This window comes from Microbacterium sp. UBA3486, from assembly GCF_002377845.1.
GTDB lineage: Bacteria > Actinomycetota > Actinomycetes > Actinomycetales > Microbacteriaceae > Microbacterium > Microbacterium maritypicum_A.
The window spans coordinates 229-11,623 of sequence record NZ_DFQP01000030.1 but is presented as its reverse complement, the minus strand read 5'-3'; the positions used below and the strand labels follow the sequence as shown (position 1 = coordinate 11,623).

The 11,395-nt window shown below is 67.7% G+C and carries 11 protein-coding genes and 1 pseudogene; 3 read left to right on the top strand and 9 right to left on the bottom strand.

Annotation, left to right across the window (positions count from 1 at the left end):
* Both B2869_RS18735 and tdh read right to left on the bottom strand, forming a co-directional pair.
* Positions 1-152, bottom strand: a pseudogene (locus tag B2869_RS18735) (glycine C-acetyltransferase); the annotation flags it as partial.
* Positions 152-1,195: an L-threonine 3-dehydrogenase gene (tdh, locus tag B2869_RS03780; RefSeq protein WP_292762967.1), complete on the bottom strand. Its 1,044-nt coding sequence runs from the start codon at positions 1,193-1,195 to the stop codon at positions 152-154. The gene tdh and the pseudogene B2869_RS18735, both read right to left, overlap by 1 nt.
* An 81-nt stretch (positions 1,196-1,276) precedes the next feature.
* On the opposite strand from tdh, the gene B2869_RS03775 reads away from it, so the two are divergent.
* The 3 genes from B2869_RS03775 to B2869_RS03765 are packed head-to-tail and all read left to right on the top strand — an operon-like array spanning position 1,277 to position 4,795.
* On the top strand, positions 1,277-2,194 hold the full coding sequence (locus B2869_RS03775; protein ID WP_029258194.1) for a LysR family transcriptional regulator: 918 nt from the start codon (positions 1,277-1,279) through the stop codon (positions 2,192-2,194).
* Between the two features lie 32 nt (positions 2,195-2,226).
* Positions 2,227-4,278: a M3 family metallopeptidase gene (locus tag B2869_RS03770; protein ID WP_292762961.1), complete on the top strand. Its 2,052-nt coding sequence runs from the start codon at positions 2,227-2,229 to the stop codon at positions 4,276-4,278.
* Positions 4,279-4,297: 19 nt separating this feature from the next.
* Positions 4,298-4,795, top strand: a complete 498-nt coding sequence (locus tag B2869_RS03765) for a GyrI-like domain-containing protein (RefSeq protein WP_292762958.1) — start codon at positions 4,298-4,300, stop codon at positions 4,793-4,795.
* A gap of 28 nt (positions 4,796-4,823) precedes the next feature.
* Here the strand turns inward: B2869_RS03765 and B2869_RS03760 are convergent, their stop codons facing one another.
* From B2869_RS03760 to B2869_RS03730, 7 genes are all read right to left on the bottom strand, one after another.
* Positions 4,824-5,360, bottom strand: a complete 537-nt coding sequence (locus tag B2869_RS03760; protein ID WP_292762955.1) for an NUDIX hydrolase — start codon at positions 5,358-5,360, stop codon at positions 4,824-4,826.
* Complete coding sequence (gene clpX / locus B2869_RS03755; protein WP_021201506.1) at positions 5,357-6,625, bottom strand: ATP-dependent Clp protease ATP-binding subunit ClpX; 1,269 nt, start codon at positions 6,623-6,625, stop codon at positions 5,357-5,359. The genes B2869_RS03760 and clpX overlap by 4 nt, the downstream gene beginning before the upstream one ends.
* 177 nt (positions 6,626-6,802) lie before the next feature.
* Complete coding sequence (locus B2869_RS03750; protein WP_292762952.1) at positions 6,803-7,654, bottom strand: aldehyde dehydrogenase family protein; 852 nt, start codon at positions 7,652-7,654, stop codon at positions 6,803-6,805.
* A complete protein-coding gene (locus tag B2869_RS03745; protein WP_021201508.1) occupies positions 7,651-9,093 on the bottom strand; it encodes an aldehyde dehydrogenase family protein in 1,443 nt (480 codons plus the stop codon). The genes B2869_RS03750 and B2869_RS03745 overlap by 4 nt, the downstream gene beginning before the upstream one ends.
* Positions 9,094-9,106: 13 nt before the next feature.
* Positions 9,107-10,108 (bottom strand): deoxyribose-phosphate aldolase, encoded by a 1,002-nt coding sequence (gene deoC, locus B2869_RS03740; RefSeq protein WP_292762946.1) that lies wholly within the window; start codon positions 10,106-10,108, stop codon positions 9,107-9,109.
* Positions 10,105-11,040, bottom strand: a complete 936-nt coding sequence (locus B2869_RS03735) for a sugar-binding transcriptional regulator (protein WP_021201510.1) — start codon at positions 11,038-11,040, stop codon at positions 10,105-10,107. The genes deoC and B2869_RS03735 overlap by 4 nt, the downstream gene beginning before the upstream one ends.
* 152 nt (positions 11,041-11,192) lie before the next feature.
* On the bottom strand, positions 11,193-11,395 hold a 203-nt coding region (locus B2869_RS03730; RefSeq protein WP_292762942.1), incomplete at its 5' end, for an ATP-dependent Clp protease proteolytic subunit.

The window sequence follows — 11,395 nt, the reverse complement described above, 5'->3', positions numbered from 1 at the left end:
TAGTTGTTGGCGCAGAAGTTCAGCACCTCTGCGCCATCGGCGGTGATCTCCGCGTTCTGGGGGCCGCGGATGCCGCGCTCATGCTTGGTGAGCCCGGCCTCTTCGATGCCCGCCAGCTCATCCGACACATGCTTCTGAAAAGTCCCGTACATCACAGCTCCGTCCAATCGAGGATGATCTTGCCTGTTCCCGCAGACTCGGCCGCGGCGAATCCGCGTTCCCAGTCGCGAACGGGGACGACCTCCGCGATCACGCGGCCGATGGCGTCCCGCAGGGTCGCGCTGGTCTGCAGCATCGCCCCCATCGCGTTCCACGTCTCGAACATCTCGCGCCCGTAGATGCCCTTGACGGTGAGCATGTGGGTCACGAGCTTGCCCCAGTCGATGCCGAACCCCGCGCTCGGCAGACCCAGCATCGCGATGCGGCCGCCGTGGTTCATGTTGTCGATCATGGCGGGCAACGCCGACGGCGCACCGCTCATCTCGAATCCGATGTCGAAGCCCTCCCGCATGCCGAGCGCCTGTTGCGCATCGCGGATGTCGCGGACCGAGACATCGACGACCTCGTCGGCGCCCATCCTGCGGGCCATCTCCAGACGCGGCGCGCTGACATCCGTCGCGGTGATGAATCGGGCCCCCGCATGTCGGGCGACGGCGATCGCCATCAGCCCGATGGGTCCGCAGCCGGTGACGAGCACGTCCTCTCCGACGAGTGGGTAGGTGAGCGCTGTGTGCACGGCATTGCCGAGGGGATCGAAGATCGCCCCCAGCTCGGGAGTCACTTCCGAGTGATGGACCCAGACGTTCGGCGCGGGCAGCACGAGGAACTCCGCGAAGGCGCCGTCGCGCTGCAGACCGAGACCGATCGTGCGGATGCACATCTGGCGGCGACCCGCTCGACAGTTGCGACAGGTGCCGCAGACGATGTGTCCCTCGCCGGAGACCCGATCGCCGACCGCGATGTCGCGTACGCCAGGGCCGACCTCCACGACCTCCCCGTAGAACTCGTGACCGGGGATCAGCGGTGCGGCGATCGCGGACGCCGCCCAGTCGTCCCAGCGGAGGATGTGCAGATCGGTGCCGCAGATCCCCGTGCGGAGCACGCGGATGACGACGTCATCGGTGCCGGCGGCCGGGTCAGGGCGCTCGACGAGCTCGAGTCCCGCACCGGGTGCGGCTTTGAACAGTGCCTTCATGATCTCGATCACACCGCACCTGACGTTGTAGAACAACCGGCATCGTCTGCACTATCGATGTAGAGAAACTACACTGTCGTCGTGGAACTCCATCAACTGCAGATCCTGAGGGAGCTCGGCGCCCTCGGCAGCGTGACCGCCGTGGCCGACGCGCTCAGAGTCACTCCGTCTGCGGTGTCCCAGCAACTGGCAGCCCTGCAGAGGGGTGTTCCGACACCGCTGACGCGCCGGATCGGCAGGACCCTCGCCCTCACGCCCGCCGGTGAAGTGCTGGCGACGGCCGGCGCCGAGGCGATCGACGCGATGGCCGCAGCACGGCATGCCCTCGACGAGTTCGAGGGAGCCGCGACGGGAGTCGTGAGCATCAGCGGATTCCACAGTGTCGGGCAGGCGCTGTTCGGCGCACTGGTGCGGGTACTGGCGTCCGCAGAGGATGCGCCGACGGTCCAGCTCACCGACGAGGATGTCGCGCAGAGCGAGTTCCCCGCGCTCACTGCCCGCTACGACCTCGTGCTCGCGCACCGCATGGAGCACTCCGACCCCTGGCCCACGCAAGGTGTGCGCAGTCTCACCCTCATACGTGAGCCCCTCGATGTCGCGGTCTCGATCTCCCACCCTCTCGCCGGCCGCGCCAGCCTCACTCCGGCCGACGTCGCGGGACAGAGATGGGTCACCAGTCGCATCGGCTACTCCCCCGACGACGTCCTTCGTGCGGTGTCGGCCGTAGCCCACCATCCTGTCGACATCCAGCACCGCATCAACGACTACGGCGCGGTGTCGGCGGTCGTGGCGGCAGGTGGGGTGATCGGAATGCTGCCGCGCTTCACCTCACGGAGCGTCGACGATCGCGAGATCGTGCGGATCCCGCTCGAGGGGGTGAGCACGCACCGGATGATCGACCTGCTCGCCCGCCCGGAGACCCTGCGTCGTCGATCGGTCCGCGTGGTGGTGGAAGCGCTGCGCGGAGTGATGACGCGCCTGAGCGAGGACGGTTCCTGAGCCTGGACAGCCGGGGTGGATAGGCTCGGAAGATGACCGACGCCACGAATCCGCTGCTGCAGCCGTCGACGCTCCCCTACGGCCTCCCGGACTACGGCGCGATCCGGCCCGAGCACTACCTCCCCGCGTTCCAGGCCGGTTTCGAGGAGCAGCGTCGCGAGATCGCGCGCATCACCATGGTGCGCTCGATGCCGACGTTCGAGAACACGCTTGAGGCGCTGGAACGATCCGGCGAGCTCCTCGACCGCGTGGCGCACACCTTCTATACCGTGAGTTCGGCCGATGCGACGCCCGAGATCCAGGCGATCGATGAGCAGCTGGCACCGCTCATGGCCGCGCATCAGGACGCGATCACACTCGACAGCCAGCTCTACTGGCGGGTGCAGCACGTGTACGACCAGCGTGACTCCCTGGATCTCGACCCTGAGCAGCGCTACCTGGTGGAGCGCCACCACCGCGAGATGACCCACGCGGGTGCGGGTCTCGACGACGAGGCCAAGGCGCACCTGACCGCGCTGAACCAGAAGCTCTCGACGCTGACGAACACGTTCGAACGCAACCTCCTGAACGACACCAACGACCTCGCCGTGGTCTTCGACACCGCCGACGAGCTCGACGGGCTGAGCGCGGGAGAGCTGTCCGCTGCCGCGCGCGCGGCAGCGGACAGGGGCCTCGACGGCAGGTACCTGATCACCCTGCCGCTCTTCACCGGGCATCCGGCACTGGCACAGCTGCGCGTACGGGAGTCGAGGCGGCGCATCATGGCCGCCTCACTCGCGCGCGGATCCCGGGACAATGCCAACGACAACCGAGGGGTGCTCCTCGAGATCGTGCGGCTGCGGGCGGAACGCGCCGCACTGCTCGGCTACGACTCGCACGCCGCCTACATCACCGCCGACGAGACCGCTGGAACTCCGGATGCCGTCGAAGAGATGCTCCGTCGCCTCGCAGCCCCGTCCGCGCGCAACGCCCGTGCCGAGCGCGCGGCACTCCAGGCGATCGTCGACGAGACCGAGGCAGTACCCTTCCCGGTCGAGGCACACGACTGGGCTTACTACACCGAACGAGTGCGCACAGCCAGGTACGACATCGACTCCAGTGCGCTGCGCCCCTGGTTCGAGGCAGAGCGCGTCCTGCAGGAAGGTGTCTTCTTCGCGGCGACCCGACTCTACGGCGTCACCTTCTCCGAGCGACACGACCTCGCCGCGTACCATCCCGGCGCACGCGTCTTCGAGGTGCGCGATGAGGACGGCACCGCGGTCGGCCTGTACGTGCTCGATCTGTACACCCGGGACTCGAAGCGCGGCGGCGCGTGGATGAACGCGATCGTGAGCCAATCGCGCCTGCGCGGCACGGCTCCCGTCGTCGTCAACAACCTGAACGTGCCGCTTCCGGGAGACGGCGAGCCGACGTTGCTGACTGTCGATGAGGTGACCACGCTGTTCCACGAGTTCGGGCATGCGCTGCACGGACTCTTCGCGACCGTGACCTACCCCCACTTCGCCGGAACGAATGTGTTCCGCGACTTCGTCGAGTTCCCGAGCCAGGTCAACGAGATGTGGATCCTGTGGCCTGAGGTGCTCGACAACTACGCACGTCACCACGAGACCGGTGCGCCGCTCGACCCCGCGATCGTGGAGCGCCTGCGAGCGACCGAGACGTTCGACCAGGGCCATGCCACCAGCGAGTATCTGGCGGCGGCCTGGTTGGATCAGGCCTGGCATCGCCTCGGCACCGACGTGCAGGTCACCGACGTCGCCGCGTTCGAGGCCGCCGCATTGGCAGACATCGGCCTGGACGACCCGGCCGTCCCGACACGGTATTCGTCGACCTCCTTCGCCCACGTCTTCTCCGGCGGGTACAGCGCGGGCTACTACTCGTACATCTGGAGCGAGGTGCTCGACGCCGACACGGTCGAGTGGTTCCGCACGAACGGCGGCCTCACCCGGGGCAACGGCGAACGGTTCCGTCGGCGCCTGCTCGGGGTGGGCGGCTCGAAGGATCCGCTTGACGCCTACCGCGACTTCCGCGGCCGCGATGCCGAGATCGAACCGCTCCTGAAGCGCCGTGGACTGGACCGCTGAGTCGTGAGACTCTGAGCGCATGAACCCCTTCCCTGAGTCCCCGTTCGGTCCGGCGGACCGCCTCGACATCGATGCCGTCCCCCTCGCGGTGATCCGCCACAACGGCATCCGTCTGGGCGACATCCAAGAGGCCTTCGACGCCGGCTACTCGGCGATCGCGCTCACCTTCGCCGGAGGCGTGCTGATCCCGACCGGCCCCGCGCTCGCGATCTATCACGGAGATCCGATGGACGTCTTCGATCTCGAGCTCGGCTTCCCCGTGCAGACTCCCCCGGAGAACCCGATCCCCACGGCCAGCGGGCGCGTCATCGTCGCCTCGATGCTGCCCGCGGGGCCCGCGGTCGCGACGACCCTGTTCGGCTCGTACGAGGAGCTCGGCGGCGCCTGGGGTGGTCTCGTTGAGCGTGCAGGCGCTCAGGCGCTCCGTCCCTGCGGCGTCTGGATCGAGATCTACGTGTCCGACCCGAGCACCACCCCGTCAGAGCTGCGCACCGATCTCGTCATGCCGACCGCCTGAGGTCATCAGACGTCTACGGCGGCGGGACTCACCGTCCGATCTGCTCCATGGCCTTGTACCAGGTGAGCTGGTGGTAGCTCTGCGAGAGGCGGTCGCCGAGTCCGTCCAGTGACAGCACGTGCACCGCGATCGACTCGCTGTCGTCGAGCGACTGCTCTGCGATGCGCGTGCATCCGCGGGCGAGGAAGTGATGCACGCGGTTGGTGTGGTTGCCGAAGTTCGCCCACGTCGCACCGAGGTCGACGAGCTCATCTGCCACGAAGCCCGTCTCCTCCAGGAGTTCGCGGGCGGCCGCGTCCTCCGGAGCCTCGCCAGGCGCTACTCCCCCGCCGATCGTGCCGAGCGCCACGACGCGGGCACCGTGCCGATACTCCTCCACCAGGATGGCATCGTCGTTCCGGTCGAGGGCGAGGACCGAGATCCAGTCGCCGCACTCCAGCACGTAGTACGGGGCTATCGAGCGCCCGCTCACGTCTTCGCAGCTGTCCGCATGCAGTCGGATCCATCGGTCGGCGACGACTGTGTTCCTCGCCACCGTCTTCCAGGGAACCGGGTCCGCGCTCATGCGCTCTTGCGCTTGCGCTCCATCACGATCGTGGGCGGTGCGCCTTCGTCGACGGCTGCACGGGTGACGATGACCTTGGCGACGTCTTCCGCCGAGGGGATCTCGAACATGATGGGTCCGAGCACGTCCTCCAGGATCGCCCGGAGTCCACGGGCACCGGTCTTGCGTTCGACGGCCAGGTCGGCGATGGATCGCAGCGCATCTTCTTCGAACTCGAGCTGCACGCCGTCGATCTCGAACATGCGCTGGTACTGCTTCACCAGTGCATTGCGCGGCCCGGTGAGGATGTCGATCAGTGCATCCTGGTCGAGCGGCGACACATTGGTGACGACCGGCAGACGGCCGATGAACTCGGGGATCAGCCCGAACTTGTGCAGGTCTTCCGGGAGCACCTCGCTGAACAGGTCGAGGTCCTTGCCCTTGTCGTGCAGCGGGGCACCGAAGCCGATGCCGTGCTTGCCGACGCGCGCCGAGACGATGTCTTCGAGACCGGCGAAGGCCCCGGCGACGATGAACAGCACGTTCGACGTATCGATCTGCAGGAACTCCTGATGCGGGTGCTTGCGACCGCCCTGCGGAGGGACCGAGGCGACCGTGCCCTCGATGATCTTCAGGAGGGCCTGCTGCACACCCTCGCCCGAGACGTCGCGGGTGATCGACGGGTTCTCGGCCTTACGGGCGATCTTGTCGACCTCGTCGATGTAGATGATGCCCTGCTCGGCGCGCTTGACGTCGTAGTCCGCGGCCTGGATGAGCTTGAGGAGGATGTTCTCGACGTCTTCTCCGACGTAGCCGGCCTCGGTCAGCGCCGTGGCGTCGGCGACGGCGAAGGGGACGTTGAGGCGCTTCGCGAGCGTCTGCGCGAGGTAGGTCTTGCCGCAGCCGGTCGGCCCGATGAGCAGGATGTTGCTCTTGGCGATCTCGACCTCTTCGGCCTTCTGCTCGGCCGTCTGCAGGGTGCCGTGTGCCCGCACCCGCTTGTAGTGGTTGTAGACGGCGACGGCGAGAGCGCGCTTGGCGGGCTCCTGCCCGACCACGTACTCCTCGAGGAAGGCGAAGATCTCACGCGGCTTCGGGAGCTCGAACTCGGCGACCCCGTCTGCGGACGACTCGGCCATCCGCTCTTCGATGATCTCGTTGCACAGCTCGACGCACTCGTCGCAGATGTACACGCCGGGGCCGGCGATGAGCTGCTGGACCTGCTTCTGACTCTTTCCGCAGAAAGAGCATTTGAACAGGTCAGCGCTTTCACCGATGCGGGCCATGCGCGTCCTCCTAGGGGGGATCAGAGATCGTTCTTCGAGCCTAACCTCTGCATACGACACCGGGCCGCATTGAGGGCATTCGACATCGGATCGCGAAACGATGAAGGGGCCGGGAGCCTTCAGCTGCCCGGTCGTGGGCGAAGGCTCCCGACCCCCTTCATGAGGTCGTCAGAACGGTCAGACCATGCTCTTGGTGTGCCAGACGGTCTTCACCTCGGTGAAGGCACCGATCCGCTCCGGCGAGGCGACGACGTCTCCCGGGGCGAGCACCCGCTTGAGCGTCTCCGCCGCGGCGATCTGCATGTCGACCCAGTCGAGAGCGCCGGCTCCGGCCAGGTCGAGAGCGTTCACGTCCTGGTGCGAAGCCAGCCACGGAGCGATCTCCGCAGGCGAACCCGTCAGCACGTTCACGACTCCGCCCGGGACGTCGCTGGTGGCGAGGACCTCGGCGAGGCTGATGGCCGAGAGCGGGTGCTGCTCGCTCGCGACGACCACAACCGTGTTCCCGGCGACCAGAGCCGGAGCCACGACCGACACCAGACCGAGCAGCGCCGAGTCCTGCGGGGCGACGATCGCCACGACACCGGTCGGCTCTGGCACGGAGATGTTGAAGTACGGCCCCGACACGGGGTTCGCGTTGCCCGCCACCTGTGCGTACTTGTCGCACCATCCGGCGTACCAGACCCAGAGGTCGATAGCTTCGTCGACCTGCGAGGCCGCGGCCGCGGACGACACGCCCTCCTGAGCCGCGATCTCGTCGATGAACTGCGCACGACGCCCCTCCAGCACCTCCGCGACGCGGTACAGGACCTGGCCGCGGTTGTAGGCGGTCGCACCGGACCAGCCCTTGACGGCGGATCGGGCGGCGACCACGGCGTCGCGGGCGTCCTTGCGGGAGCCCTTCGCGGCGTTCGCGAGGAAGGCCCCCTTCGGCGTGCGCACCTCGTACGTGCGGCCGGACTCGCTCCGCGGGAAGGCCCCGCCGATCGCCAGCTTGTACGTCTTCGGAACAGTCAGTCGCTTGCTCATGCTGCGGCTCCCTTGAGGTAGGCGGTGAGACCCTGGCGACCGCCCTCGCGGCCGAATCCGGACTCCTTGTACCCGCCGAACGGGCTCGACGGGTCGAAGCGGTTGAAGGTGTTGGCCCAGATCACGCCGGCACGCAGGCGGTCGGCCACAGCGAGGATGCGCGATCCCTTGTCGGACCAGATCCCGGCGGAGAGACCGTAGGGCGTGTTGTTCGCCTTCGCGATCGCCTCGGCGGGCGTGCGGAAGGTGAGCACCGAGAGCACCGGGCCGAAGACCTCGTCACGGGCAATGCGATGCGATGCCTCGACACCGGTGAAGATGGTGGGTGCGAACCAGAAGCCCTGCTCCGGAATGGCGCAGTCGGCGGTCCAGCGCTCGGCGCCCTCGGCCTCGCCGATGTCGCTGAGCTCGCGGATACGGGCCAGCTGCGCGGCGGAGTTGATCGCACCGATGTCGGTGTTCTTGTCGAGGGGGTCGCCCAGACGCAGGGTCGACAGACGCGTCTTGAGCCTGTCGACGACCTCGTCGTGGATCGACTCCTGCACGAGCAGACGGCTGCCGGCGCAGCACACGTGGCCCTGGTTGAAGAAGATCCCGTTCACGATGCCTTCGACCGCCTGGTCGATGGGGGCGTCGTCGAACACGATGTTCGCCGCTTTCCCGCCGAGCTCCAGCGTCAGCTTCTTGTGGGTGCCTGCCACGGCCCGTGCGATGTCACGGCCGACACCGGTCGAACCGGTGAAGGCGACCTTGTCGACGTCGGGGTGGCGCACGAGGGTGGAACCGGTGGCTCCGGCACCCGTCACGATGTTGACGACACCCGCCGGCAGGTCGGCCTGCTGCAGGATCTCCGCGAAGATCAGCGCCGTGAGGGGCGTGGTCTCTGCAGGCTTGAGCACGACAGTGTTGCCTGCGGCGAGTGCGGGGGCGATCTTCCAGGCCAGCATCAGCAGAGGGAAGTTCCAGGGGATGATCTGACCGGCGACGCCCAGCGCGCGGGGGTCGGCGCCGAGACCCGCATGGTCGAGCTTGTCCGCCCAGCCCGCGTAGTAGAAGAACCAGGAGGCGACGAGCGGCACGTCGACGTCACGGCTCTCCTTGATCGGCTTGCCGTTGTCGAGGCTCTCGGCGACGGCGAGCTCGCGAGCGCGCTCCTGCACGAGGCGGGCGATGCGGAAGAGGTACTTCCCGCGGTCGCGACCGCTCATCTTCGACCAGGTCTTCTCGTAGGCACGACGGGCAGCGGCGACCGCGCGGTCGACATCCTCGTCGCTGGCCGAGGCGATCTCGGCGATGTGCTTCTCCGTCGCCGGCGAGATCGTGTGGAACGGGGTGCCGGATCCGTCGACGAACTCGCCGTCGATGAACAGGCCGTAGCTGTCCTTGAGGTTCAGGATCGCGGTGGACTCCGGTGCGGGAGCGTATTCCAGAAATGACATGTTCGTCTTCCCGTCAGTCGATCGTGACGTAGTCGGGGCCCGAGTAGTGGCCGGAGCTGAGCTTCTGACGCTGCAGGAGCACATCGTTGAGGAGGCTGGATGCGCCGAACCGGAAGAGGTGCGGCTGCAGCCACTCCTCGCCCACTGTCTCGGCGACGGTCACGAGGTACTTCACCGCGTCCTTCGAGGAGCGGATGCCACCGGCCGGCTTCACGCCGATCTTCTCGCCGGTGCCGCGGTGCCAGTCACGCACGGTCTCCAGCATGAGAAGAGTCGTCGGAAGCGTCGCGGCGGGTTGCACCTTTCCGGTCGAGGTCTTGATGAAGTCCCCTCCCGCCAGGATGCCCAGCCACGAGGCGCGCTTGATGTTGTCGTACGTGTTCAGCTCGCCGGTCTCCAGGATCACCTTGAGCGAGGCGTACGAACCGTCCTCGCGGCGGCATGCTTCCTTGACCTGGGCGATCTGGTCGAACACGAGGCCGTAGCGGCCGGAGAGGAACGCCCCACGGTCGATGACCATGTCGATCTCGTCGGCTCCGGCGGCGACCGCCTCAGCGGTGTCGGCGAGCTTGATCGCGAGAGACGAGCGCCCGCTCGGGAACGCCGTGGCCACCGCAGCGACGGAGATCATTCCGTCGTCGGGGTCGCCGTGCAGGCCGCCGAGCGCGGCGACGGCGTCGCCGACCATGTCGCCATAGACGCAGACCGCGGCGACCCGTGGAGTCGAGGGGTCTGCGGCGTCGGGGGTCTTCGCCTTGGCGACGAGCGAGCGCACCTTGCCGCGGGTGTCCGCACCCTCGAGCGTCGTGAGGTCGATCAGCTTGATGATCGTGTCGAGGGCCCACGCCTTCGAGGTGGTCTTGATGGAGCGGGTACCGAGCCCGGCAGCGCGCTGCTCGAGACCGACGGCATCCACACCGGGGAGTCCGTGCAGGAAACGTCGGAGGGTGGCGTCGTCGGGCTCGCCGCCCAGAACGTCCACCGCCGTCCTGCGGCTGAGTTCTTTGGTCGTCACTGTTCCTCCAACAATGCTCGTGCTGTGGTCTCATCGGTCACCAGAACGCCGCACAGGCCGCTGGTGACCACGGTTCGTGCGATGTCGTGCTTGGCGGGGCCCGCCGTGACGAAGATCGCGCGGGCGGCTCCGCGCAGACGATCGAGCGAGACGCCGACCGTTCGCGCATCGAGCTGCGAGTCGACGATGTTCCCCTCGGCGTCGACGTAGCGGCCGAGAACGTCTCCGACAGCGCCGCGACGCGCGAGCTCTTCCACGTCTTCAGCGCTGAGGTAGCCGTTCTCGACGTGCGCGGATGAAGCGTCGCACGGGCCGGCGGTGAACAGGAATGCCTGTGCCTCCGCTGCTTCTTCGAGCACGGCGGCGACGGTGCGGTCGGACTCGATCGCCTGCTTCGTCTCCACACGCTCGAGGATGGCCGGGCTCGGCAGCAGCGAGACCTGGCCAGACGCGCGCTGAGCGATCGTGACAGCGAGGCCTGCCGCCCCGCCGGAGCGCCGATTCAGGCTCACTCCCCCGTTGAGCTGCACGACCGTCACGCCGTTCGCCCATCCGTCCGGGAGCGCCTCGGCGACGGCGCGGAGCGTGCGCCCCCAGCTCACCCCGAGCGTGCGGGGCACCGGCCGCAGTGCGGTCAGGAAGTCGGCCGCGGCCTGCGCCACCCGCTCGAGCGTGCCGTCATCGCCCTCCGGGGCCGGCACGACGACGGCGTCCGTCAGTCCGAACCGGTCGACCAGAAGCCGCTCGAGGCCGAGCCTGCGGGCGCGGGGATGCACGATCTCGATGCGCACGATGCCGCGTTCACGAGCCTGCGTCAGCAGGCGGCCGACCTTCCAGCGGGAGATCTTGAGGAGTCCGCCGATCTCGTCCTGGGTCTTGTCCTCGTCGTAGTACAGCTCGGCGACGCGAACCATGAGCAGATCTTCTTCCACGGCATCCTCCTTCCTCTCCCAGAGTAGGCCCTCATCAGCGTTCGCGCATCATGATGCTCATATGCGCACTCGAGCGTGGGGGCTCTGCACATCCGCCGGGCACGACGAAGGGCGCCCGTCGTGATGACGGACGCCCTTCGGGATCGATCGGGTCAGACGCGCTTGCGCGTCGTGAGGACCTGGTCGACGATGCCGTACTCCAGCGCCTGTGCGGCGGAGAGGATGTTGTCGCGATCGATGTCGCGGTTCACCTGCTCCGGCGTGCGCTTCGTGTGGCCGGCGAGGGTCTCCTCGAGCCAGGTCCGCATGCGGAGGATCTCCGCGGCCTGGATCTCGATGTCGGAGGCCTGGCCGT

What these genes read in the sequence shown, in the direction of transcription:
- tdh (WP_292762967.1), bottom strand. Translation starts at nt 1,195, where the DNA reads ATGAAGGCACTGTTCAAAGCCGCACCCGGTGCGGGACTCGAGCTCGTC.
- B2869_RS03770 (WP_292762961.1), top strand. Translation starts at nt 2,227, where the DNA reads ATGACCGACGCCACGAATCCGCTGCTGCAGCCGTCGACGCTCCCCTAC.
- B2869_RS03765 (WP_292762958.1), top strand. Translation starts at nt 4,298, where the DNA reads ATGAACCCCTTCCCTGAGTCCCCGTTCGGTCCGGCGGACCGCCTCGAC.
- B2869_RS03760 (WP_292762955.1), bottom strand. Translation starts at nt 5,360, where the DNA reads ATGAGCGCGGACCCGGTTCCCTGGAAGACGGTGGCGAGGAACACAGTC.
- clpX (WP_021201506.1), bottom strand. Translation starts at nt 6,625, where the DNA reads ATGGCCCGCATCGGTGAAAGCGCTGACCTGTTCAAATGCTCTTTCTGC.
- B2869_RS03750 (WP_292762952.1), bottom strand. Translation starts at nt 7,654, where the DNA reads ATGAGCAAGCGACTGACTGTTCCGAAGACGTACAAGCTGGCGATCGGC.
- B2869_RS03745 (WP_021201508.1), bottom strand. Translation starts at nt 9,093, where the DNA reads ATGTCATTTCTGGAATACGCTCCCGCACCGGAGTCCACCGCGATCCTG.